The following is a 24772-nucleotide window of genomic DNA, read 5'->3' as shown; positions in this document are numbered from 1 at the left end:
TTTAAAGCGGTTTTGGGGGAGAAATGTTTACTAATAAGCAACATCAAACTGGCCTTCGGATATTTCGGTTCTATTTGTAAAGAAAGAAAATGTGCCTTTAATAGTTTTATCGCCAAGGTTATGCTCAGTTATATTAATGATACCTTCCGAAGTAGTTTCAGGCCCATTGGCATCTTGATATTTAAACCTTACACTTCCGCCAGGAAATGTGTATTCCCCAACCTCGATCCCCGGTGGCACCGAAAGCACGATTGTAGCATTGGCGTTGCTTCCAGATATAATAATAGTATTTGTTGTACTTCTTGCAGACACAATTACAGGAATGAACTGATTGCCATCTACTTTCGCACTAAATGTTCCGGCATTTGTTGGGTCAGGAATTTCTCCATTGGAATAAGAAACATTATAAAATGTCCCGCTTGAAACATAAATAGTATCAATTCCCGGAAGAAAAGCGTTGAAATTAAAATTTCCGGAAAGGGTTTTGCTATTTTCGTTTAAATCTGAAATAGTAATCACTCCTTCGCCATTTGGGTCTGTAGTGTAAATATTTCCTTCAAAATCTTCATATACAGCATAATTAGGACGTCCTTCGCCAATGGCAAAATCACCGTCATCCAAACGGGAAATATGCAGTGTCAATGATTCATCATCAGTAAATCCCTGGATAGTAACAGTTCCGTCATCATTCAAAGAAGCGCGCGCATCTGCTGAAACATACAGCCTGTCATCAACTTTCGCCTGCAGGGCAACCTCATTGGTTTGAGTATCTTCGCAGGAAATAAGCGACAAAGTAGCTAAAAGTACAAATAGAAGATTTTTCATAGGTAAGCTGTTATTTAGGGATTTTGACAAATGTAAAATAAAAACTTTAATTGGTTGAATTTCAAAAAGAAAATATACTATCTTTGCCGTCCTTAATTATAACCGGGGTCGGGAACCCCAAAAATTAATTTAAACATGCCTGTAAAAATCAGACTACAAAGACACGGAAAGAAAGGTAAGCCTTATTTCTGGATTATCGCTGCGGATAGCCGTAGTAAAAGAGACGGTAAATTTCTTGAAAAATTAGGATTTTACAATCCAACAACAAACCCTGCACAGATTGACCTTGATGTGGACAGCGCTGTAAAATGGCTTCAAAACGGAGCACAACCTACAGATACTGCCCGTGCTATTCTTTCTTACAAAGGAGCATTAATGAAAAATCACCTTGCTGGTGGTGTTCGTAAAGGCGCTTTGACTGAAGAACAAGCTGAAGCAAAATTCAACGAGTGGTTGGAGCAAAAATCAGGATCTATCGATCACAAAAAAGCAACTCTTTCTGAAGCTAAGGATAAAGCGAAAGCTGAAAAACTTGCTGCTGAAAAAGCTGTAAATGAAAAACGTGCTGCTGATGCCGCTGCCGCTGCCGCGCCTGCTGAAGAAGTAAGCGAGGAAGCTGAAGTTGAAACTGAAGCTGCCGAAACTGCATCAGAAGAAACTCCTGCTACTGAAGTTGAAACAACTGAAGCAGCAGCTGAGGAAACTACTGAAGAAGAAAAAGAAGCATAATATTTATAACGATGCAAAAGGAGAATTGCTTCTACTTAGGCAAAATCGTTAAAAAATACAGCTTTAAGGGAGAACTGCTCATAAAACTTGATACAGACGAACCCGAACTTTTTACTGAAATGGAATCAGTTTTTGTGGAACAACGCAAAAACTTGATTCCATTTTTTATTGAAGAAAGCTCACTGCACAAAAGCGAACTGCTTCGCGTACGTTTTGAAGACGTAAAAAACGAAGAAGAAGCTAATGCTTTGATTGGCGCACATCTTTACCTTCCGTTGGAATTTCTTCCGAAACTTTCAGGCAATAAATTTTACTATCACGAAATAATAGGTTTTACAGCTAAAGACGAATCTTTCGGAAAAATTGGTGAAATTACCGGCGTTAACGACACTACTTCACAAGCGCTTTTTGAAATTGATCGCGACGGAAAGCAAATTTTGATCCCTATGATTGACCATTTCATCAAAAAAGTGGATCGGGAAAATAAATCTATTCTTTTAAATGTACCCGAGGGATTGATTGAAATGTACCTTTGAAAGTAAATTCCAAATGTCAAGCACCATCCCGATAGCTATCGGGAACAAATAAATCCCAAAAAGTAAATCCCAAATTCCAAAATCTTCAATCAGCAATCGTTAATCGGAAATCTAAAATCCATTGAAGCCTTTTAAATTCAAGCAATTCACTGTTGAACAAGACCGCTGCGCCATGAAAATTGGTACGGATGGAGTTTTGCTAGGAGCTTGGGTTTCTATTAAAAACAATCCATTTTCAATTTTGGATATTGGTGCTGGCACGGGAATCATTGCTTTGCAATTGGCGCAACGCTCCAATGCTGAAATGGTAGATGCTATTGAAATTGACGAAAACGCCTACGAACAGTGCGTTGATAATTTTGAAAATTCTCCTTGGGGCGACAGGCTTTTTTGCTATCACGCTTCTTTGGAAGAGTTTGTTGAAGAGATTGAAGAGAAATACGACATCATCATTTCAAACCCGCCATTCTATTCTCCCCCTCTGCCTTCAGCATCTCCCACGAAAGGGGAGAAAATAATTTCTACTTCTCGAGAATTGGCTCGATTTAACGATGCACTTCCTTTTGATGAATTGATTGAAAGCGCTTCGCAACTACTTTCGGACGAAGGAATTTTTGCAGTTATAATTCCTCGAAAAGAAGAAGAAAATTTTATTGCAATGGCTTCGGAAGTAAATCTTTTTCCAAACAGAATTTGCAGGGTTCGCGGCACGGAAACTTCCGAAGAAAAAAGAAGCATGCTTGAATTTTCTTTTGAAAAGATTTCGCCAAAAATTGAAAACCTCACCATTGAAACTTCACGCCATATTTACACCGAAGAATATCAAAATCTAGTGCAGGATTTTTACTTGAAAATGTAGGTCTTTAAGGTTGTGATTTCTACATTTGTATTCCTTTTAAATACTTATAGATGAAACCAGATTTATTCGAAGCTCCCGATTATTACAATCTTGATGAATTACTTTCAGACGAACATAAGCTGGTACGCCAAGCCGCCCGCGACTGGGTAAAGCGCGACGTATCTCCCATTATAGAAGAATACGCCCAAAAGGCTGAATTTCCTGAACAAATAATCAGCGGTCTCGCTGAAATTGGCGCTTTTGGTCCCTACATTCCTGAGGAATATGGCGGTGCCGGACTTGACCAAATTTCCTACGGTTTGATTATGCAGGAAATTGAGCGCGGCGATAGTGGCGTGCGCAGTACTGCTTCGGTTCAATCTTCTTTGGTTATGTATCCAATTTGGAAATATGGAAACGAAGAACAACGCAAAAAATATCTTCCAAAACTCGCTTCTGGTGAATGGATGGGTTGTTTCGGATTGACCGAACCAGACCACGGTAGCAATCCTGGTGGAATGACTACCAATTTTAAAGACAAAGGTGACCACTATCTTTTGAATGGCGCCAAAATGTGGATCAGCAATGCTCCTTTTGCACAGGTTGCCGTAGTTTGGGCAAAAAATGAAGAAGGAAGAATCCACGGTTTGATTGTAGAACGCGGGATGGAAGGCTTTTCAACCCCAGAAACACACAACAAATGGTCGCTCCGTGCTTCGGCAACAGGTGAACTTATTTTTGATAATGTAAAAGTTCCGAAGGAAAATCTGCTCCCAAACAAATCTGGATTGGGCGCACCACTTGGCTGTCTTGATTCCGCACGATACGGAATTGCTTGGGGCGCAATCGGTGCCGCGATGGATTGTTATGATACGGCGCTTCGTTATTCAAAAGAACGGATTCAGTTTGGAAAACCTATTGGGCAATTTCAACTTCAGCAGAAAAAACTTGCTGAAATGATTACTGAAATCACCAAAGCACAATTATTGGCTTGGCGATTGGGGGTTATGCGAAACGCAGGAACCGCAACTTCTGCACAAATTTCTATGGCAAAACGGAATAATGTTGATATGGCAATTAACATTGCACGTGAAGCTCGACAAATGCTGGGGGGAATGGGAATTACGGGCGAATACAGCATTATGCGACACTCGATGAACCTTGAAAGCGTGATTACTTATGAAGGAACCCACGACATTCACTTGTTGATTACCGGTCTTGATATTACTGGTTTAAACGCCTTTCAATAAATAATTTTCAATATAAATTTCAAAAAGGCTTCGTTCAATCGGAGCCTTTTTTGTTTCTAAGGCAAGTTGTATCTTTCACAAAACAATTTGAAACATGTCTTCAAAAACCCGAATGTATCGCGCTTATAAAACCGCTCGACGGATTTCTTTCAACGACGATTCAAAATTCATAATTTTTAGTGACTGCCACCGGGGTGACAACAGTTTTGCGGATGATTTTGCCAACAACCGGAACATCTATTTTCACGCGTTACAAGATTATTACAAAAACGGTTTTACTTATTGTGAAATTGGGGACGGAGATGAATTATGGGAGAATCTTTTTTTCAAGGATATTTTTGAGGCCCATCACAACGTGTATAGCTTAATGCAACTTTTTTTCAATGAAGGAAGGCTATACAGATTGGTAGGAAACCACGATATGGTTTATAAAAACAAAAGATATGTGGAAAAAAACCTGTTTACTTATTTTGATAAAATCACAGGAAAGGATGCGGCACTATTCCCTGGAATTGAGTTTACTGAAGGGTTGATTTTAACGCACGAAACTACTGGGCAGGAAATTTTTATGATGCACGGCCACCAAGCCGATTGGTGGAATTATGTTGGTTGGAAATTCAACCGATTTATGGTGCGCGTGCTATGGAGACAATTGCAGATTTTCGGTATTGGCGACCCCACAAGTCCCGCTAAAAATTATAAAAATCTAATTAAAGTTGAAAGACGGACCAAACGTTGGATTGTTGAAAACAAAAATCTTTTTACCATTATTGGTCATACACATAGACCGCGTTTTCCCGAGCCAGGCGACATTGCCTTTTTTAACGACGGAAGTTGCGTACATCCGCGTAGCATCACTGGATTGGAAATAGAAAATGGCGAAATTTCCCTTATAAAATGGCAGATTTCCACTACGGAAGACGGCACGCTTAAAGTTGTAAGGGTGTTGCTGGAAGGCCCGCAAAAACTGATTGATTATAAAACTGAATAGCCGCTTTTATCGTATTATTATAAAACAATTTCTGAAAAATGATGAATTTTAAAATTGCAATATTGTTAATGACTTTAGTTTCGTTTTCTTGCGCTGTTTCAAAAAAGAATATTTCTGCGGAAAAAACAACTTATAAATATTTAGCGCTCGGTGATAGTTATACCATAGGTGAAAGCGTTTGCGGTGACTGTAATTATCCGAAGCAATTAACAGATAGTTTAAACAATACCTTAAAAGAAAAAACCTCGGTAAAAATAATTGCTAAAACAGGTTGGACCACTACAGATCTGCTTTCGGCAATCGCTACTGAAAATCCTTCAAAGGATTATGACTTGGTAACCTTGCTCATTGGCGTGAACAACCAATATCAAAACAAACCATTTGCAATTTATAAAGAGGAATTCCCAAAATTGCTTGATATGGCAATCGATTTTGCCAAGGGAAAGCCTGAAAATGTGATTGTAATTTCAATTCCGGATTACGGTTTTACACCCTTCGGCCAAAAGTCTGGAAAAGCCGTTACTGTTACAAAAGAATTGGAACGCTATAATATTTATGCCGAACGGATTGCTTTTGAAGAAGGCGTTCGATTTGAAAACATTACTCCAATTACACAAAAAGGTTTGGAAAACCCCACGTTAGTTGCTTCGGATGGTTTGCACCCTTCAGAAGTAGCTTACAGAAAGTTTGTTGAACAGCTATTTCCGTTTGCGAAAAGTGTTCTAAAATAATTCAAAAGAAGTTATAGCGAGTTTATAAATTTTAACAAGTCTTCCCTTTCCGAAGCAGAAAGATTCTTGAATTTATTTTTTGAAGCTTCAGCTTCGCCACCGTGCCACAGTATTGCTTCCGTAACATTTTTTGCCCTTCCGTCATGCAGAAAATCGGTGTGGCCGTTTACAACTTTTGTTAAGCCAATTCCCCAAAGGGGTTTTGTTCGCCACTCTTTTCCATCCGCTAAAAAATCAGAGCGATTATCTGCCAAGCCGTCGCCCATATCGTGCAGTAACATATCGCTGTAAGGGTAAAAAGTTTGATTGGCTACCTCAGCCACTGAAAAACTTCCAGAAATCATTTTAGGAATATGGCATTTTGCACATTCCATTTGCTCAAAAAGCGCCGAGCCACGAATAACTGAATCATCATCCAAATCGCGTGGAGCGGGAACGCCCAAAGTCTGACAGTAAAAAGTGATTTCGTCCAGCAACGCTTGTGAAATCTCGGCATCGTCATTCAGTCCGTCATCGCCATTAGTTTGTCCGTAACCAGTTTCAAAAGGAAAAATTGGGTTTGTTACGCCCATATCGCCCACATAAGCGCCAGCACATTGCTCCATCACGGAAGCAGTGTTTGCTTTCCAACCAAAACGTCCCAATCGCACCTCGCCGGAAACATTATCGTACACATAATTTGCTTTGCCCGAAATGCCATCACCATCAGCATCGTTAATATCTTCGTTATTTAAAATATAATATTCCGGAATTGCTTCCAAAAGTCCAAGTCCGAAAACAGGCGATGCCAAACGCGGCGAAAGCTGTGCCGATTGTGGGAACGGAATATAAGTATCAATTAATGAGTAATTTGGTTTTTGAAGGGTTACCTGCGTTCCATCGGCCAAAGTTTCTACTATTGGTGTGTAATCTACCTTGAATTTCGCCTCAGGTTCAAAACCAAAAATAGCTTGGTTCTGAATTTGATCTCCAAATCCAGGAACAGAAATAGGCGCATTGTAATTTCCAACACCGGGCATACTGGTTCTTAAGAAGAAACCGCTCAAACTATTAATATCTGTGGGGAAAGCACTGCGACCGTCCTTTGGATGGCAAGAAACACAGGAAGAGTTATTAAAAATTGGCCCAACACCTCCATTCACTGGCGCTGGCGCAGTTACAAAAACCGTTTCAAATTGAAAATCGCCATCTAAATGAAAATCCAGTTTTCCGCCAGAAAGATTAGCGGCGGGCGTACTAAAAGCGTTACTTGAAGTCAAAAAAACTGTGGTTTCTCCGCCTGCCATAAGACGCTCCTGTAAATTCGGCAAAGGTTCATATACTGAATCAGAATCCTTGGCACAAGATGAAAATAGAAGAACGGATAGTAAAAGGCAATAATAACGCTTCATAGAAAAAAATATAAAAACGGGCCGCCTAAAAATGGCAGCCCGTTATGGAATTAGTTGCTAGTTCAAATTTGAAATAAGAGGCAAAAGCTGAGATTGCAATTTATTCAAAAGAGCCAATACTTTTGATTGTGCAAACTCTACTTCTGCGCGATTGTCAAAAATTGCTTGTGTGAATGTTCCGGGGATTGCTTCAATAGCTACAATAGCTTCAGTGATTGACATTTTTATTTCAGTGTCAAGTGCAGCATTTTGAATACTCACAATGTTAGTAAGCCCACTACCTTGAACCCCATTGAAATCGCCCAAATAGATGTGTTCAATACTGCGAATGTTGTTTGCGAAATCCAGTTTAGAGTTGTTGCTGAAACGCGATTCCTCTGCTTCTGGTCTTGGCCCACCGTTGTTTCCGTTAAGTGGCTCCTCAATTTTTCCGTTTGCAACTTCATCTGCAATAATTTCAATGCCTTCAGCAATTTCAGAAAGTGCATTTATTTTTGAAGTATATACAGATCCGCTTTCCCCAGCATTTATAAAGTTTGCGGCAAAATTACCTTGAGATGGCAGCCATCCAAAATACAATTGTTCAGTTTTTGAACGCAAATCGGAAGCAGCGGCTTTTATGTATTCAATTTCGCGAGCAGTAAGATCGGCGGCTGTTTTATCGCCGTCCAAGCCCCAAAAAAAGTATTCTAACGTATGGAAACCTCTTGCTTCGTTATTACTTTCAAGCAAGGATTGTGTAATGGGGTTGCCACTGTTTAACACATTGTTGATGGCGTTTACGTCAACAGGCCAGGAATCTATCGCAGGATCAATTCCTTCGGTATCTACGGGACCATAAAGAAATCCTTCTGATTCTTCCCAAGGGGCACGAGTGTCCTGCCATTTGTTTTTCGCGTTTTCCAAAGCAGCTTCATCACCAACGGTCATTGCATTTGCAGCCTGCTCCAAAGCAAGGGAATTGGTGTAAAGTTGGTTATATGTTTCCGTAATAACTTTTAAGGAAAGATCAGTTAAAACCTGTTCGTAAAGTTCGTTATTGTTTTCCTGTGTTTCCTGTGGCGGGTCGTTATCGCTACAACTGTTGAATCCAAAAGGTATAATGGTTGCCAAAGCGATGATCAAAAGTGATTTTTTCATTGTTTGTTGATTTTTATTGAATGGTTTAAAATTTAAAGCCAATGCCGGCTGAGAATGTTTTTTCGTGTTGTTTTTCACCAGTAAACTGAAGCGTTGCTGGATCATAATTTTCAGAACCCAATTTTCTATCTGAATAATGTGCTTTTACTACTATTTGTGGATGCACAAACCAGTTTATTCCTCCAGTAATTGTGCTTCGCTCCCAACGTGGATTTTTAACTATTGCGCCTTCCACGTCCTGCATGGTATCGTAATAGTCATAGCGAAGGAAAGGAAAAAGCATTTGTTTAGTATTGCTTAAGAACAAAGGCAAAACATTATAGCCAGCTTCTACCGAAACACCCAATGCGTTTTTGCCGACAGGTGTACGTTTTACCCCTAAATTGTTTGAAAGATTTGCGTTTTTTTGTGAAACGATGTCTGAATTTTCAAGATTGCCATATAATGCAATGGCGTTAAAACGAAGATTTTTTTCGTTATAACTCACGTGACCCTCAACCATGGTTACATAAGCACTCTCTTCCATATCGTTTTTTGGGCGATTGGCGGCGGCGTCATTTACGTAACCCGCAACGCCTATAAAGGTATCCTCGTGTGTTCCGAAATGATAATCAACTCTTCCAGCAAAAGCAAAAGATTCGGCGTTGTTCATTTCGAAACGTTGTTGGTGCCCACCTTTGATCCAGCCTCTTGAAGAAAATCCAGAAGCGTCCAACCCACTCACTATATAGGCTTTATAACTGAATCGCTTTGCAAAGGTTCCATAAAATTCAAGTCCGTTTTCATACCAGCCCAATGGAATGATTTCATTTTCCATTTCCTGTCGGTATGTTGTAAAATAAGATGTTGGCTCGTCAAGTGTTTGGTGAAGACCGAAGTACACTTTCATTCTACCGGCACGAACATTAAAATATGGCGCAATTTTAAAATCTATATATAATTGTTCCAACTTTACGGATCCACCCTTTTCAATTTCTTCATCAAACTCACCGAATTCTTCCTGTGTGTCATATCCAATGGAAGCGCCTGTTCCACCGTGCTCAAATTCTATTTCTGATTTTAAACTTATTTTGTCCGTGAAACTATAGCCCAGGTATAGGTTCAGCCTTTCAAGATCAATTTTATCCTTAAGTGTAGGATCCGTATCAAAATCAAAATTGTAATAGTTGATTGCGCCGTAGCCCTTTAAACTGAAATTTTTAAAGCTAAAAACTGGCATTTTCTGCAGATTGGTATCGGCCTTTAGCTCTTCCCGCAGTTCTTGCTTTATTTCCTCTTTTAATTTTTCAACTGTAATAGAGTCGTTCAATGTTTGTGAAAATACTGCGCCTGTAATCAATAGGCTAAGCGATAAGATTAATCCCTTCATTTTTTTAATTTGGGAGCAAAATTAATCTTATTTAGACTTAATACAAATTAAAATGAATATTTTTTGAAGAAATTATCGAATAAAAAATTAAACTTCGGGAGCTAGCTCAACTTCCAGACCGTCAAGTTCTTCGTGTATGAAAATCTGGCAGCCAAGACGGCTATTTTCCTTTACATTATAGGCTTCGGAAAGCATTAAATCTTCATCATAACTCATTTCGGGAAGTTCGTGATCGCTTAAAACGTAACATTGGCAGGAAGCGCACATCGCCATTCCACCGCAGATACCGATTGTTCCTTCAGGAGCCAATTCGTAGGAACGAACTATTTCCATTAGGTTCATATTCATATCGGTCGGGGCGTCAACTTCGTGTTTTACGCCTTGACGATCTGTGATTGTTATTTTAATATCTTTCATAAAAAAGTCGATGAGTCGATGAGTTTATGAGTTTAGAAGACCTCACTGGTTTTGAAAACCTGTGAGGTCTGTAGCTTTGTTAATCAATAGATTTAATTACCGCTTTTGGAGCCTCTTTTTTACTGCCATCAAAGCCTTCCACGCCACCCACGGTTGTATATTTCATAACATAACGTTTATCCGGGAAAATACGTTGATAGGCGCTTTGACACATTAAAGTTGCTTCGTGAAAACCGCAAAGTATCAATTTCAATTTTCCGGGATAGGTATTTACATCGCCGATGGCATAGATGCCGGGAATGTTGGTTTGATAATCTAAAGTATTGTCAACTTTTATTGCGTTTTTTTCAATTTCGAGCCCCCAATCTGCAATGGGTCCGAGTTTTGGAGCCAATCCGAAAAGTGGAATAAAATGGTCGCATTCTCGGTTGAAAACTTCTGCGCCTTGTTTTATGACCACCTCTTCCAAATTACTATTTCCCACCAAACCGATAACTTCAGCTGGGGTAATTAATTCAATCTTGCCAAGGTTTTTCAATTCCTGCACTTTTTCAACACTGTCCAAAGCACCTCGGAATTCATTTCTTCTGTGAACCAATGTTACACTTTTTGCAACATCAGTCAAAAAAATACTCCAATCCAAAGCAGAGTCACCGCCACCGGAAATAATTACATTCTTATTTCGGTATAACTCAGGATCGCGGATAATATATTCCACACCTTTATCTTCAAAATTTGAAATATTTGTAATAGGTGGCTTTCGCGGCTCAAAACTTCCCAAGCCGCCTGCAATTGCAACTATTGGCGCGTGATGTTTTGTTCCTTTTTCCGTTGTAACAATAAAAGACCCATCATCCAGTTTTTCAATGGTATCAGCACGCTCACCCAAGGTGAAACCTGGCTGAAAAGGTTCAATCTGTTTCATTAAATTGGTTACCAATTCACCCGCCAATACTTCCGGGAAACCAGGAATATCGTAGATGGGTTTTTTTGGATATATTTCGGAACACTGCCCGCCGGGCTGCGGAAGTGCGTCAATTAAATGACATTTCAATTTTAGTAATCCTGCTTCAAAAACGGCGAAAAGCCCTGTTGGACCTGCGCCTATTATGAGAATATCTGTTTTAATCATAAAAGAGGCTCTCTTAATTTTACTTCAAAATTAGTTGTGAAATTGTTTAAAATAAATGACGGATGTCATTATTGTGAAACACTAACAACTTTTTCAATTTGTGGCGCATATTTTTTTATGGTCATTTCAACGCCGCTTTTTAGCGTCATTTGATTGACAGAGCAACCTACGCAAGCACCTTGCAACTGCACATTTACCACTTTTCCTTCTTCAATGGAAACAAGTGAAATATCTCCTCCGTCATTCTGTAAAAATGGACGAATCTCATCCAATGCTTCCTCTACTTTTGTTGTTAGTTCCTGCGTTGTCATATTATTTTTTTACGGCGCTGCAACCTGCCATTGTTGTGATTTTTATTGCTTCAGTAGGCGGAAGGTTTTCGTTTCTGCGAACGGTTTCTTCCACTACATTTCTTGTAATTTCCTCAAAGGCTTCTTCTGTTTGGGTAGCGGTTTGTAGAGCTGCTGGTCTACCAGCATCACCTGCTTCGCGAATGCTTTGCACTAAAGGAACTTCTCCTAAAAATGGCACTTCCAAATCTTCAGCAAGATGTTTTGCGCCTTCTTTTCCAAAGATATAGTATTTATTTTCAGGAAGTTCTGCTGGAATGAAATATGACATATTTTCAATTATTCCCAAAACGGGAACGTCAATATTTTCCTGTCTAAACATTGCCACACCCTTTCGGGCATCTGCCAAGGCAACATTTTGGGGCGTGCTAACCACAACCGCTCCCGTGATTGGTAACGACTGCATAATGCTCAAATGAATATCGCCAGTTCCGGGCGGAAGATCTATCAGCATAAAATCAAGCTCTCCCCAAGCGGCGTCAAAAATAAGTTGATTCAACGCTTTTGCAGCCATTGGTCCACGCCAAATTACGGCTTGATCAGGTTGTGTGAAAAAGCCAATTGACAAAATTTTTATTCCATAATTTTCAACGGGCTTCATTTTGCTTTTACCACCAATATTTACTGAAAGTGGTTTTTCCATTGCCACATCGAACATAATTGGAATGGACGGCCCATAAATATCGGCATCCAGAATACCAACTTTGAACCCCATTTTGGAAAGTGTAACCGCAAGATTTGCTGTTACAGTCGATTTACCGACGCCTCCTTTGCCAGAAGCAACGGCAACAATATTTTGAATTCCGGGAATTGGTTTTCCTTTTATCAAATTTGGATTTTGAGGTTTTGCGGGAGCTTCAACCTTAATGTTTACTTGTACTTTGGCATTGGCATCCACTTTTTCGTGAATGGTTTTTATTACATCTGCCTCGGCTCGTTTTTTTATGTGAAGTGCTGGTGTGGAAAGTTTCAGATCCACGATAATTTCGTCTGCAAAAGTCACTACATTCTGCACAGCACCGCTCTCTACCATATTTTTTCCTTCGCCAGAAACTGTAATGGTTTCAAGGGCTTGAAGGATATCTTGTTTTGAAATGCTCATTTTATATTTGTAATATTTAGATTGATTCTAAAGTGCAAATATACTAAAATAAGTTGGCAGTATTCAGTGGCAGTTTGCAGTAAGTTTTATTGGAATTATTTCCTATTATTTGTAAGTTTTTAAAAAATTAGGAAATAATCACAGCTCCTTCATTGGATCCCAAAAAAGCTTTTCAAAATTTTGGATTTTATTATCAACTACCTCAACCCCTTCGCTTTCCAAAAGCTGTTGCATTAAATTGGTGCCTTGAAAATGGTGTTTTCCCGTCAAGAGACCATTTCTATTTACAACGCGGTGTGCGGGTACATCTTTTTTTCCGCTTCCGTTCATTGCCCAACCTACCATCCGCGCACTTCCGGTTGCGCCTAAATAATTTGCAATTGCACCGTATGAAGTTACCCTTCCATAAGGAATGAGTGCCGCCACTTGATAGACTTTTTCAAAAAAACCTTCGTCGGACATCTTTAAAATTCCTTTAAAATTTTCAATAGCGTTATTACGGAAATTACAGCAGTAATAATTCCTATAACATAATTCATATTTAGGCTAAGTTTGCTAGAATGCTCTTTAGGCCTAAAAAATTGGACATATAAAGACAGACTCGCATAGGTTCCTAGACCAGATGCAATTACGGCCAAAATAAGTTCAGGTTGGGAAAAAGAAAACATCCCGAATGCGGAAAAAGTGATGCTGAGATATATCCAATAAGGAATAGGTAAAATATTCAGTAATGCAATAAAAATACCCAAAAAGAAACGGTTTCTTTTTGAATTTTCATTGTGATCGCGAATTTCCCTGCGGGTGTCCTTCGCAATGAATATAAAGTAAATGGTAAGGCTAATAAAGATTCCCAAAGCAACTTTTTGAAGCATGCTGACCACTTCAGGGTGTTTTCCTATGTAGCCTGCAAAAAGTAGCGCAATAAAGGTTTGAAGCATCACAGTAATACAAACGCCAATCGAAAAAAGGAAGGCTCTTTTTCTTCCTTCTTTCATACTTATTTTAGCGGCATACATATTTATCAACCCTGGCGGAAGTACCCCAATAAATGAACCGAGAAAACCTAAAAGTAAATTGTAAAATATTGCCATTTAGGGCAGTTGTTTTTGTGAATATACTGAATTTATAACTAACGGAATTTAAACCGGATATAGGTTATTTTTTTCCCGATTTCAAGATATTGCTTTTCATAAAAAGTTTGAATTGAAGTCACAGCCTCCGGAGCGCCTTCGCTGCCATAAACATCGTGGTGTGCATATTCAATGGTTTCACCTAAACCGTGAAGCAGGCCAAGTGTATAGCCGTGCATAAATTCGCTATCGGTTTTAAGGTGAACAACCCCATCTGGCTTTAGTATTTTCTTGTATTTCTGAAGAAAATCCTCATTCGTCAAACGGTGTTTTGTGCGCTTGTATTTTATTTGTGGATCTGGAAAGGTAATCCAAATTTCATCCACTTCGTTTTCACCAAAAATATGATCCACGAGTTCAATCTGGGTTCGCAAAAAGCCTACGTTCTGCAAGTTTTCTTCCAAAGCAATTTTTGCTCCTCGCCAAAAACGGGCACCTTTAATATCTATTCCCAAAAAATTTAATTCAGGATAAGCTTTTGCGAGGTTCACGGAATATTCGCCTTTGCCACAACCCAATTCCAAAATCAACGGATTGTTATTTTTGAAGAAATTTTTTCGCCAGTTTCCTTTTAGTTTCAGTGAATCGTCCAGCACTTCCTCCCGCGAAGGTTGCACTACATTTGAAAATGTTTCATTTTCCCTAAAACGTCTCAGTTTATTTTTGCTACCCAAAATTTTAATTTTTGGTAAAATTAAGGAAATATACCGCCGTGGCAATTATTGCTACCTTTGTTTTTATGCTTAAAAAGAAAACGATATTGGTAGCGCCATTGCATTGGGGTTTGGGCCATGCTACGCGCTGTATCCCAATAATTCGTGCTTTGTTGGAGCATAATTTCAATGTTTTGTTAGCATCAGACGGAGGTGCTCTTTTGTTGCTGCAGAAAGAATTTCCAGAGTTGGAGTCTATTGAACTTCCTTCCTATAATATCACGTATCCAAAAAAAGGAAGCCATTTTAAGTGGAAGATTCTTTTAAAACTTCCGCAAATCAAGAAGACGATGAATGCTGAGAAAAGCATCGTAAAACAACTTGTGGATACTGGAAAAATTCAGGGAATTATTAGCGACAACAGATTTGGCGTAAGAAACAAAGAAGTTCCCTCAGTTTTTATTACCCACCAATTAAATGTTTTAACAGGAAGCACAACCGCCATAACAAGCAAAATGCACCAAAAAATTATTAAAAAATTTGATGTTTGTTGGGTTCCCGATATTGAGGATTTGGTGATGAACCTAAGCGGAAAGCTGGGCCATTTAAATCAAGTAAATTTTCCCATAAAATATATGGGGGTTTTAAGCAGAATGCAAAAAGAGGAACTTCCAAAAAGCATAGACATTTTGGTTTTGCTTTCAGGACCTGAGCCTCAACGCACCATTTTAGAAGAAAAATTGAAACAATCATTAAAGAATAGTGGAAAGAAAGTATTAATGGTTCGCGGAATTGTTGAAGCAAAACAACAATGGCAAAATTTCGAAAATATTAAAATGGTAAATTATATGAAAAGCGAAGAGCTTGAAGAAACCATAAACCAAAGTGAAATAGTTATCTCCCGCTCTGGTTACACAACTATCATGGATTTGACAGTACTTGAAAAGAAAGCATTTTTCATCCCTACTCCCGGCCAGTACGAGCAGGAATATTTGGCAACGCGTTTAAAGGATCTTGGGATTGTTCCATCCTGCAAACAGAAAAAATTTAAACTAAAAAAACTCGAAAAAGTTTCTGTTTATAAGGGCTTGAAGACTTTATCCCAAAAATCTGTTGATTTTTCGGAATTATTTGCCCTTTTCGAGGGTGAATGAAAATTCAGAACCAATTCCCAACTGGCTTTCCACATATATTTTTTCGTTGTGGGCTTCCACAATATGTTTTACTATGGAAAGGCCCAAGCCACTTCCGCCTTCTTTTCGGGAGCCACTTTTATCCACTCTATAAAAACGTTCAAAAATACGGGGCATATTTTCTTTTGCAATCCCTTCACCGTTATCGGTAACCCGGATAAGCACCTTGTTTTTTATAATATTTTCAATGCTTACTTCCGTAGTTCCGTCTTGTTTTCCGTATTTCAATGAATTAACTACTAAGTTCGACAAAACTTGCTCAATACGCTCCCTATCTGCGTTTACCATAATTGGCACAGAATATTCTTTGTCAAAAACAAGGGAAATATTTTTTTTGGCGGCCTTCATTTCAAGTAGATCAAAAATATTCTGAACCAATTCAATTATATTCAAATTTTCTTTGTTCAAAACAAGTCCTCCCACTTCCAGCTTGGCAATCATATCAAGTTCTTTCACAATATATGTGAGCCTTTCTACGCCTTTACTAGCCCTGCGTAAATATTCTTTTCGAACTTTTTTGTCCTTCATTGCGCCGTCAAGCAACGTTAGAATGTAGCTTTGAACCGTAAACAAAGGGGTTTTTAGCTCGTGGGAAATATTTCCCATAAATTCCTTCCTATAGTTTTCGCGAACGTTTAAGGTTTCAATTTCCAACTTTTTAACGTTCACATAATTCTCAACCTCGCGCGTTAGCACTTCCATATCTGTAGTAACCGATGGTTTGGGAAAATCCTTTTCATTTAAAATACGGACGTCTTTATATATTTTTTTTATTCGGAAGTAAATGAATTTCTCAACCCGATATTGAAGAATGAAGAACGATAGCAGCAATGAAACCAAAAAGAAAAGCAATAGCCAAGCAGAAATAATTTTGAGAAAGGCATACAGGAAAATGCCCATTGCCATTGTTGAGCACAGCGCAATTAGGAACGCGGTTGAAGCTGCAAAATTATATCTTGTGGAATATGCCATTAACTGCTAAAGTACAAACTTATAGCCTACGCCTTTAACCGTTTTAAATTTATCATCGCCAATTTTTTCACGGAGCTTTCTGATGTGGACATCTATGGTTCTTCCGCCAACAATTACATCATTGCCCCAAATAGTGTCCAAAATGTCTTCGCGTTTAAAAACTTTTCCAGGTTTTGAGGCAAGCAGTGCCAATAGTTCAAATTCCTTTCGCGGCAGCACCATTTCTTCTTTGCCCAGCAGGATTTTATATTCTTCCCGGTTGATGGTTAAATTTCCGAGTTTTATTTTTTCCTCTTCTTCTTCCTCTTTAAACCTTCGCAGCAATGCTTTTACTTTGCTAACAAGAATTTTTGGCTTGATGGGTTTTGTTATATAATCGTCTGCGCCAGCCTCAAAACCTGCCATTTGTGAATAATCTTCTCCGCGTGCGGTTAAAAAAGTAATTACTGTTTCAGCGAGTTCCGGGATGTTTCTAATTTTCTCGCAAGCTTCAATTCCGTCCATCTTTGGCATCATTACGTCCATAATGATTAGTTGTGGCTTTACCTTTTTTGCTTGCTCAATAGCTTCCAGTCCATTTTCTGCGGTTTCAACCGTGTAGCCTTCCGATGTAAGATTGTATCGGACAATTTCAAGAATATCCGGTTCGTCATCAACTAGTAAAATTGTAATATCCCTTTTTTTCATATTAAATTTTCATCTTTTTTAACGGTATCAAAGATACTATTATTTAACCTCAGGAAATGTTTAGCACACTTATTGTTAATGTTATAGTAACGGTTTATTAATATTGAAACTCACGACCAATTGCATCAATTTTAGACGTAAAACGCAATTAAAAATATTATTAGTATTCTGTTTTTAAAGCTAAAAATTATTTTTTAACTTTAAGTAAATAACATAAAAACAGATGGTTATGAAGAAAATTACACTTATTGCAAGTTTGTTGTTCTGCACCATTTCTTTTTCGCAAATACGAATAAATGAAGTGGATGTAGATCAAGATGGAACGGATGCTATGGAGTTTATTGAAATTCTATCCGATTCCCCAAATTTTTCTCTGGAAGGTTACATTGTAGTGCTCTACAATGGCTCAGACGACGAAAGCTACAAAACGGTAGATTTAACGGGGTATGTTACGGATGCCAATGGTTTTTTCATCCTTGGCGGAAGCGGAGTAGCAGGAGTTGACATTGCCATCGGCACGACCAACACTATACAAAATGGGCCCGACGCCATAGCTGTTTATCAAGACGACGCAAGCAATTTTCCAAATGGAACACCCGTAACGAATACAAATTTAATCGATGCAATTGTTTACGGAACCAACGATGACGATGACGCAGAGCTTTTGGCGGGGCTGGACCAAACCGTTCAATATGATGAAGATTTGAACGGAAACTCCGAGACAGAATCAATTCAAAATGACGGTGCAGGTAGTTTTTGTATCAATCTTCCAACGCTTCGTGATGTAAATTCATGTGTTTTGGGCACTAACGAATTTCAAGGTGATAATTTCAAAATATATCCAAACCCAGCAACAAATGGATATCTGTATGTAACCTCAAAATTAAATGGAGCTAAAAATATTTCCGTTTTTGACGTTCTGGGGAAACAAGTTTTAAAAAATAAACTGAACGGGGAAAGGTTAGACATTTCATCATTGAAAAGTGGCGTTTATTTTTTGACAATTGAACAGGGAAAATCTTCAACTACCAAAAAATTAATCATTAAGTAATTGCCGAAAAATCATTTTTTAAAGCTCCTGTTTTCAGCAGGAGCTTTTTTATTTGCCTATTTTTGAAGCGAAAATTCGTTACTGAATAAAATGCTTGAAAAGGAAATTTTTAATATCGCTACTTCCGAAGATTTTGAACGTCTTGCTTTGGAAGTATTCCGTTTTCAGTATGAAAATGTTTCGGTTTACCGCCAGTTTTGCAATCATTTAAAGACGAATGTTTCGGAAGTAAAAAATATTGAAAACATCCCTTTTCTTCCGATTCGATTTTTCAAAAACCATAAAATAGTTGCTAATAATTTAGAAGAGGAAACCATTTTTACCAGTAGTGGCACAACGGGGAGCATAACCAGCAAACATTATATCTCCAATGTAAAAATATACGAAAAAAGCTTTCTGAAAGCTTTTGAAATGCAATATGGCAATCCCGACAATTTTTCGATTTTAGCTTTGCTCCCGTCTTATTTGGAGCGCGAAGGCTCCTCCCTGATTTATATGGTTGAGAAATTGATTGAAAAGAGCAACAATCCAAATAGCGGGTTTTATTTATATGAAATGGACGCTCTTATCGAAAAGCTTGAATTTTTGGAAAAAAGTGGAAAGAAATCAATTCTTATAGGTGTTTCATATGCGCTTTTGGATTTAATTGAAAAAAGAAAATTCCAACTAAAAAATACAATTGTGATGGAAACCGGCGGAATGAAAGGCCGCAGAAAGGAAATGATAAAGGAAGAACTGCACGGAATTTTAAAAAAAGGTTTTGGGGTTGAAAAAATCCACAGCGAATACGGAATGACGGAATTGCTCTCCCAAGCTTATTCAAAGGGTGACGGGATTTTCACATGCCCGCCGTGGATGAAAATTTTAACGCGCGACCCCGAAGATGCTCTTTCATATACTTTTGGAAAAACCGGAGGAATAAATGTAATTGATTTGGCGAATTTGAATTCCTGTGCTTTCATCGCTACCCAAGATCTTGGGAAAACCAATATTGATGGCTCTTTTGAAGTTTTAGGCCGTTTTGATGCCAGCGACGTCCGTGGCTGTAATTTGATGGTTTTATAAAGAAATATTTAACAGAATACAGCTTTTAATACTGTAAGTTTTTTAATAATCCTTCGACCAAACAACCGTGAAAAAGTGATGATTTTTCATAATTTGGTTGGTTAGTTAATTGAGAAATCCCCGCGCAAACTTTGCCGGGGATTTTTTTCCATTTATAAAATAAATTTAGACAGCTTTTATAATAAAGTAATTTTTCTTTCCTCTTTGAAGTAAAACAAATTGTCCGTTAATCAAATCATTTTCAGAAACGGTAAAATCATCTGAAACCTTTTCTTTGTTCACGGAAATTGAATTTTCCTTTAAAGCCCGTCGCGCTTCGCCATTCGATTTTAAAAAACCTGTTTTTTCAGCTAAAGCGCCAATAATATCAATTCCGCCTTTCATTTCTTCTTTTGAAATCTCTGCCTGCGGCACGCCGTCAAAAACATCGAGAAACGTTTTTTCATCAAGCGTCTTTAAATCTTCCGATGTGGAATTTCCAAACAAAATCTCAGAAGCTTTTACGGCCTTTTCAAACTCTTCCCCACTGTGAACGGTGGTTGTAACTTCCTGTGCCAATCGCTTTTGGAGCAGGCGCATGTGCGGGGCTTCTTTGTGTTCAGCAACCAGATTTTCTATTGTTTCCTTATCCAAAAAGGTAAAAATCTTTATGTATTTTTCGGCATCTTCATCGCTGGTGTTCAACCAATATTGGTAAAACTTGTACGGAGAAGTTCTGTTGGCATCCAGCCAAACATTCCCGCCTTCGCTTTTGCCAAATTTGCTGCCGTCACTTTTTGTAATCAGCGGGCAGGTTAGCGCATAGCCTTTTCCACCAGCAATTCTTCGTATTAGCTCCGTTCCGGTTGTAATATTTCCCCACTGGTCGCTGCCGCCCATTTGAAGGGTGCAGTCTAGGTTTCTATATAAATGAAGGAAATCGTAACCTTGAATCAATTGATAGGTAAACTCAGTAAATGAAAGTCCATCCGCGCTTTCGCCACTCAATCGGGTTTTCACGGAATCTTTCGCCATCATATAGTTTACTGTGATGTGTTTCCCCACATTTCTGATGAAATCAAGAAAGGAAAACTCTTTCATCCAGTCATAATTATTTACCATTACGGCTTGGTTTTCCGCTCCCGAAGAAAAATCCAAAAATTGGGAAAGCTGATTTTTTACACATTCCTGATTGTGGCGCAGCGCAGCTTCATCAAGCAAATTGCGCTCGGCACTTTTCCCCGACGGATCGCCTATCATTCCCGTTGCCCCGCCAACCAATGCCACTGGTTTATGCCCACATCGCTGATAGAAAGACAAAAGCATTATAGGAACCAGATTGCCAATATGCAACGAATCTGCGGTTGGGTCAAAACCCACATAGGCAGCACGCATGGTTTCCATTAAATGTTTTTCGGTTTCTGGCATCACGTCGTGAATCATGCCTCGCCATTGTAGTTCTTCGACGAAATTTTTCAGCTTCATTTTTTAAATTTTTACTCCGCAGCAAAGGCTTTGGAGAATGAGGCTGCAAAGATAGGGTTATCAATTCTGAAATCAGAATCCAGAATTCAGAATTATACGTTGAATTTCGATTTCGATTTCAAAAAGAGTATTTTCGCTAAATGATTTTAGTAACCGGCGGCACAGGTTTGGTGGGTTCCCACTTGCTTTATTTTCTTTTAAAGGAAAAGGCACAGGTTCGTGCAATCCACAGAAAAAATAGTGACATAAATTCTGTGAAAAAGGTTTTTGAACTGTACACTTCTGAAGTGGATTCACTATTCAATAAAATTGAATGGGTTGAAGCGAACATTACAGATATTCCTGCATTGAAGCTCGCTTTTGAGAATATTACAAAAGTGTACCATTGCGCAGCTTTCATAAGTTTTGATCCCTCAAAATACAAAGTGCTCAAAAAAGCAAATGTGGAAGGCACCGCAAATATTGTGAATCTCTGCCTTGCAAATAATGTTGAAAAAATTTGTTACGTAAGCTCTGTAGCCACTTTTGGAAACCCGCTAAATGGTGAATTTATTACCGAGGAAACCCAATGGAATCCGGAGGAAAAAAACAGTGTGTATGGCATTACAAAATTTGGTGCCGAAATGGAAGTTTGGCGCGGAACACAGGAAGGTTTGGATGCAGTAATCGTAAATCCCGGAGTTATTTTGGGAACTTCGCCAGACGGTGGTGGCAGTGGCATAATCATCACGCTTGGCTCGAGCGGAATTCCTTTTTATCCTTCGGGAGGAATTGGTGTTGTTGACGTTCAAGATGTAGCAAAAGCGATGCTATTGCTGATGGAATCAAAAATAAAAAACGAGCAATTTATTTTGGTGGGCGAAAATATTTATTACGAAGAATTGCTCTCAAAACTGGCGCCATTATTTGGAAAAAAACCACCTTCCAAAAAACTTTCAAAATCACTTATGTTTTTTCTGAGCAGTGCAGATTGGCTATTGGCCAAACTTTCTTTAAAAAAGAGAAAATTGTTTAAGGCAACCGTTCGCTCTATGTTTAAAACATCGTTTTATGACGCTTCCAAAATAAAAAACAATTTGGCTTTTAAGTTTACTCCTTTAGAAGAGACATTGGAAAGAGTAGCAAAAGAAACAAAAAAAGCGTCAAATTAAACTGTCTTTTGCAGGTTCGGCATTTAATTTTATTGCGTCATTCTTTTTGCCAATACTATCCTTTCGGCTTTTTTCGATTTCGCGAAGACTGTCCATTTTTTTCTGCATTCTGGCAAGCCTGGCCTCCACTTTTTTAAAAATTTCCATATAAACATTTACATCTGCGGCGTAAAACTCATTGCTTTGGGCAAACTGAAGACTGTCCACCCCAAAATTTTTATAAACCAATGAATCCATTCTAATCCCCTTGGAAACTATGGATTTATTATCCACACTTCGCGCAGCATTGGCAAGATAGGCTTCAGTTAGCATATCCACCATTTTATCTTTTGGGATTAGATTTTCTGGTTTTTCAGGCTGCTTCACTTCTTGACAGCCAAAAAAACCAAATACAAAAACCAGAATGATTGCCCAGTGTTTCATTATCTGTTAAAAGTAAGTCTTTCGGGATTGCTTTTATTTGGGAATTTTGAATTTTCATAAACCACAATTCCGTTTACTAATGTATGCGTAACGCGGGATTTAAAAATAGTACCTTCAAATGGCGACCATCCGCATTTGTAAAGTAGGTTTTCCTTTTTTACCGTCCAAGGTGAATTGAGATCCACCAAAACCAAATCGGCTTTGTATCCTTTTCGAATATATCCGCGTTCCTTAATTTGAAACAAAATTGCTGGATTGTGCGCGGTTTTTTCCACGATTTTTTCTAAGGAAATTTTTCCTTTGTGATACATTTCCAAAAGTGCGACCATAGCATGTTGTACTAAAGGCCCGCCCGAGGGAGCGTTCAAATAGTTATTGTTTTTCTCTTCCAAAGTGTGCGGCGCGTGGTCTGTGGCAATCACATCAATACGGTCGTCCAGCAATGCTTTCAACAGACCATCCCTATCTTTTTCAGATTTTACGGCTGGGTTCCACTTTATTTTAGTGCCTTTGGTTTTATAATCGGCATCTGTAAACCACAAATGGTGGATGCAAACTTCGGCAGTAATCTTTTTCTCCGAGAGCGGTTTTTTGTTGCTGAAAAGATGTGTTTCCTTTTCTGTTGAAAGATGAAAAACGTGAAGTCTTGCACCTGTTTTCTCGGCAAGTTTTATTGCTCTTGAAGAAGAAATATAGCAAGCTTCCTCACTTCGTATTATTGGGTGAAGTTCAATCGGGATGTCTTCGCCATATTCAGCTTTGTATTTTTCCAGATTCTTTTTGATAGTGGTTTCATCCTCACAATGTGCGGAAATAAGCAATTTGGTTTTGCTGAAAATTTCCTCCAAAGTCTTTGGATTATCTACTAACATATTTCCCGTGGAAGAACCCAAAAACAATTTAAGTCCAGCCACTTTTTTTGGATCAACTTTTAAAATTTCGTCCAAATTATCATTGGTTCCTCCAAACATAAAGGAATAATTGGCCCATGAAGTTTTTGAAGCGATGTCAAATTTTTCTTCCAACAATTCAATGGTTGTGGCTTGCGGAACGGTATTCGGCATTTCAATGAATGAAGTGATTCCTCCTGCAACCGCCGCTTTCGATTCGGTTTCAATAGTTGCCTTGTGCGTTAATCCGGGTTCGCGAAAATGCACTTGATCATCAATCATTCCGGGCAATAAGTAGCTACCATCTGCGTCTATGACTTTTGTCTCGGCAGATTTCATGCTGATGGTTTCAGAAATTTCCGCTATGCGGCCGTCCTGCACAAGCACGTCGCCTTTAAAGATTTCTCCTTCATTTACAATATTTGCGTTCTTTATTAAAACTGCTTTCATTTGCCGTTTATATTCTTTTTTTAAGGACAAATGGAACATCTGTCATTTCTATTTTACTCACTATTAAAACTTAATGAAACGATGTTTCATTAAATCTTTTCCTATTAAATACACTTTTAAATTTCATTGCAATCACTCCAAAAATAGCTTCGGAAATAATCCCCGAACTCATTTTTGATTCGCCTTTTGTGCGATCCGTAAAAATAACGGGCACTTCCTTAATCTTAAATTTACTGATGTGCGTCTTGAATTTCATTTCAATCTGGAAAGCGTAGCCCACAAAACGAATGTTGTCCAAGTTTATTTTCTGCAACACATTTCTTTTATAACATATAAATCCGGCGGTGGTGTCATAAATATCTATCCCCATCACAAACCGAACGTATTTTGAAGCAAGCCAAGACATTAAAACCCTGCTCATTGGCCAGTTTACCACATTTACACCTTTCACGTATCGCGACCCAATGGCCACATCGTTCCCATCTTTGTGACAGGCATTGAACAACCGGATCAAGTCGTTTGGGTTATGTGAAAAATCAGCGTCCATTTCAAAAATATAGTCGTAATGATTTTGAAGCGCCCACTTAAAGCCAGCGATATAAGCCGTTCCCAAGCCTTTCTTTTCAGCTCTTTTCAGTAAAAAAAGTTTTCCGGGATATGTTTCAAAATTAGCCTCAACCGTGGTTGCGGTACCGTCCGGAGAATTGTCATCCACCACCAAAACGTGAAACTCACGCTGTAACGAAAAAACAGTGCGAAGCAACCGCTCTATATTTTCAATTTCATTGTAGGTTGGCACCACTACGATTGCCTTGGACATACTCCTATTTTAGCGCAAATGT

27 protein-coding genes are annotated in these 24772 nt (G+C 38.6%); 10 read left to right on the top strand and 17 right to left on the bottom strand.

Annotated elements, in window-relative coordinates:
* Positions 1-30: 30 nt before the first annotated feature.
* Complete coding sequence (locus tag A7A78_RS07615; protein ID WP_068761860.1) at positions 31-825, bottom strand: DUF6252 domain-containing protein; 795 nt, start codon at positions 823-825, stop codon at positions 31-33.
* Between the two features lie 135 nt (positions 826-960).
* On the opposite strand from A7A78_RS07615, the gene A7A78_RS07610 reads away from it, so the two are divergent.
* The 6 genes from A7A78_RS07610 to A7A78_RS07585 all read left to right on the top strand — a co-directional run bounded on the left by A7A78_RS07610 (position 961) and on the right by A7A78_RS07585 (position 5900).
* On the top strand, positions 961-1554 hold the full coding sequence (locus A7A78_RS07610; RefSeq protein WP_068761859.1) for a 30S ribosomal protein S16: 594 nt from the start codon (positions 961-963) through the stop codon (positions 1552-1554).
* A gap of 11 nt (positions 1555-1565) precedes the next feature.
* Positions 1566-2090, top strand: coding sequence for a ribosome maturation factor RimM (rimM, locus tag A7A78_RS07605; protein WP_068761858.1), 525 nt, complete (start codon positions 1566-1568; stop codon positions 2088-2090).
* Positions 2091-2211: 121 nt separating this feature from the next.
* Positions 2212-2949 carry a tRNA1(Val) (adenine(37)-N6)-methyltransferase gene (locus tag A7A78_RS07600; protein WP_094746074.1) on the top strand — a complete coding sequence of 246 codons (738 nt, stop codon included), beginning with the start codon at positions 2212-2214 and terminating at the stop codon, positions 2947-2949.
* Between the two features lie 50 nt (positions 2950-2999).
* Positions 3000-4178 (top strand): acyl-CoA dehydrogenase family protein, encoded by a 1179-nt coding sequence (locus tag A7A78_RS07595; protein ID WP_068761857.1) that lies wholly within the window; start codon positions 3000-3002, stop codon positions 4176-4178.
* Between the two features lie 94 nt (positions 4179-4272).
* Positions 4273-5169: a metallophosphoesterase family protein gene (locus A7A78_RS07590; RefSeq protein WP_068761856.1), complete on the top strand. Its 897-nt coding sequence runs from the start codon at positions 4273-4275 to the stop codon at positions 5167-5169.
* Positions 5170-5207: 38 nt separating this feature from the next.
* Entirely contained in the window at positions 5208-5900 is a 693-nt protein-coding gene (locus A7A78_RS07585) for an SGNH/GDSL hydrolase family protein (RefSeq protein ID WP_068761855.1), read from the top strand.
* Positions 5901-5911: 11 nt separating this feature from the next.
* Here the strand turns inward: A7A78_RS07585 and A7A78_RS07580 are convergent, their stop codons facing one another.
* The 10 genes from A7A78_RS07580 to trmB form a co-directional block, all read right to left on the bottom strand.
* Entirely contained in the window at positions 5912-7291 is a 1380-nt protein-coding gene (locus tag A7A78_RS07580) for a di-heme oxidoreductase family protein (RefSeq protein WP_068761854.1), read from the bottom strand.
* 57 nt (positions 7292-7348) lie between these two features.
* Positions 7349-8431: an imelysin family protein gene (locus A7A78_RS07575; protein ID WP_068761874.1), complete on the bottom strand. Its 1083-nt coding sequence runs from the start codon at positions 8429-8431 to the stop codon at positions 7349-7351.
* 25 nt (positions 8432-8456) lie between these two features.
* Positions 8457-9800: a porin gene (locus A7A78_RS07570; RefSeq protein ID WP_068761853.1), complete on the bottom strand. Its 1344-nt coding sequence runs from the start codon at positions 9798-9800 to the stop codon at positions 8457-8459.
* A gap of 87 nt (positions 9801-9887) precedes the next feature.
* Positions 9888-10217, bottom strand: a complete 330-nt coding sequence (locus tag A7A78_RS07565; RefSeq protein ID WP_068761852.1) for a 2Fe-2S iron-sulfur cluster-binding family protein — start codon at positions 10215-10217, stop codon at positions 9888-9890.
* 79 nt (positions 10218-10296) lie between these two features.
* Positions 10297-11349, bottom strand: a complete 1053-nt coding sequence (locus A7A78_RS07560; RefSeq protein ID WP_068761851.1) for an NAD(P)/FAD-dependent oxidoreductase — start codon at positions 11347-11349, stop codon at positions 10297-10299.
* Positions 11350-11417: 68 nt separating this feature from the next.
* Positions 11418-11660 (bottom strand): NifU family protein, encoded by a 243-nt coding sequence (locus tag A7A78_RS07555; RefSeq protein ID WP_068761850.1) that lies wholly within the window; start codon positions 11658-11660, stop codon positions 11418-11420.
* 1 nt (position 11661) lies between these two features.
* A complete protein-coding gene (locus A7A78_RS07550; protein ID WP_068761849.1) occupies positions 11662-12801 on the bottom strand; it encodes an Mrp/NBP35 family ATP-binding protein in 1140 nt (379 codons plus the stop codon).
* 138 nt (positions 12802-12939) lie between these two features.
* Entirely contained in the window at positions 12940-13263 is a 324-nt protein-coding gene (locus A7A78_RS07545) for an MGMT family protein (RefSeq protein ID WP_068761848.1), read from the bottom strand.
* A 2-nt stretch (positions 13264-13265) separates the two neighbouring features.
* The gene (locus A7A78_RS07540; protein ID WP_068761847.1) at positions 13266-13892 is read right to left on the bottom strand and encodes a LysE family translocator; all 627 of its coding nucleotides are present in this window, start codon (positions 13890-13892) and stop codon (positions 13266-13268) included.
* A 38-nt stretch (positions 13893-13930) separates the two neighbouring features.
* Positions 13931-14605, bottom strand: a complete 675-nt coding sequence (gene trmB, locus A7A78_RS07535) for a tRNA (guanosine(46)-N7)-methyltransferase TrmB (RefSeq protein ID WP_068761846.1) — start codon at positions 14603-14605, stop codon at positions 13931-13933.
* A gap of 11 nt (positions 14606-14616) precedes the next feature.
* Here trmB and A7A78_RS07530 point away from each other — a divergent pair, with 11 nt between their 5' ends.
* Positions 14617-15738 carry a glycosyltransferase gene (locus tag A7A78_RS07530; RefSeq protein WP_341271719.1) on the top strand — a complete coding sequence of 374 codons (1122 nt, stop codon included), beginning with the start codon at positions 14617-14619 and terminating at the stop codon, positions 15736-15738.
* Here the strand turns inward: A7A78_RS07530 and A7A78_RS07525 are convergent.
* Positions 15712-16749, bottom strand: coding sequence for a sensor histidine kinase (locus tag A7A78_RS07525; RefSeq protein WP_068761845.1), 1038 nt, complete (start codon positions 16747-16749; stop codon positions 15712-15714). The two genes, A7A78_RS07530 and A7A78_RS07525, sit on opposite strands and share 27 nt — an antisense overlap.
* 6 nt (positions 16750-16755) lie before the next feature.
* Complete coding sequence (locus tag A7A78_RS07520) at positions 16756-17436, bottom strand: response regulator transcription factor (protein WP_068761844.1); 681 nt, start codon at positions 17434-17436, stop codon at positions 16756-16758.
* Between the two features lie 229 nt (positions 17437-17665).
* Between A7A78_RS07520 and A7A78_RS07515 the strand changes: the two genes are divergently transcribed.
* Complete coding sequence (locus A7A78_RS07515; RefSeq protein ID WP_242649261.1) at positions 17666-18487, top strand: T9SS type A sorting domain-containing protein; 822 nt, start codon at positions 17666-17668, stop codon at positions 18485-18487.
* Between the two features lie 90 nt (positions 18488-18577).
* Positions 18578-19552, top strand: a complete 975-nt coding sequence (locus tag A7A78_RS07510; protein ID WP_068761842.1) for a LuxE/PaaK family acyltransferase — start codon at positions 18578-18580, stop codon at positions 19550-19552.
* 165 nt (positions 19553-19717) lie between these two features.
* Here A7A78_RS07510 and tyrS read toward each other — a convergent pair whose 3' ends face one another.
* On the bottom strand, positions 19718-21016 hold the full coding sequence (gene tyrS / locus A7A78_RS07505) for a tyrosine--tRNA ligase (RefSeq protein WP_068761841.1): 1299 nt from the start codon (positions 21014-21016) through the stop codon (positions 19718-19720).
* A 140-nt stretch (positions 21017-21156) separates the two neighbouring features.
* Between tyrS and A7A78_RS07500 the strand changes: the two genes are divergently transcribed.
* A complete protein-coding gene (locus A7A78_RS07500) occupies positions 21157-22167 on the top strand; it encodes an NAD-dependent epimerase/dehydratase family protein (protein WP_068761840.1) in 1011 nt (336 codons plus the stop codon).
* Here A7A78_RS07500 and A7A78_RS07495 read toward each other — a convergent pair.
* The 3 genes from A7A78_RS07495 to A7A78_RS07485 all read right to left on the bottom strand — a co-directional run bounded on the left by A7A78_RS07495 (position 22159) and on the right by A7A78_RS07485 (position 24750).
* On the bottom strand, positions 22159-22590 hold the full coding sequence (locus A7A78_RS07495) for a DUF4296 domain-containing protein (RefSeq protein WP_068761839.1): 432 nt from the start codon (positions 22588-22590) through the stop codon (positions 22159-22161). The genes A7A78_RS07500 and A7A78_RS07495 overlap by 9 nt on opposite strands.
* On the bottom strand, positions 22590-23930 hold the full coding sequence (locus A7A78_RS07490; protein ID WP_068761872.1) for a dihydroorotase: 1341 nt from the start codon (positions 23928-23930) through the stop codon (positions 22590-22592). Before A7A78_RS07490 ends, A7A78_RS07495 begins: the two co-directional genes overlap by 1 nt.
* A gap of 70 nt (positions 23931-24000) precedes the next feature.
* On the bottom strand, positions 24001-24750 hold the full coding sequence (locus tag A7A78_RS07485; RefSeq protein ID WP_068761838.1) for a polyprenol monophosphomannose synthase: 750 nt from the start codon (positions 24748-24750) through the stop codon (positions 24001-24003).
* Positions 24751-24772 lie beyond the last annotated feature (22 nt).

The organism is Aequorivita soesokkakensis (assembly GCF_001641085.1).
Taxonomy (GTDB): Bacteria; Bacteroidota; Bacteroidia; order Flavobacteriales; family Flavobacteriaceae; genus Aequorivita; species Aequorivita soesokkakensis.
This window is presented reverse-complemented; position numbering and strand designations above follow the sequence as displayed.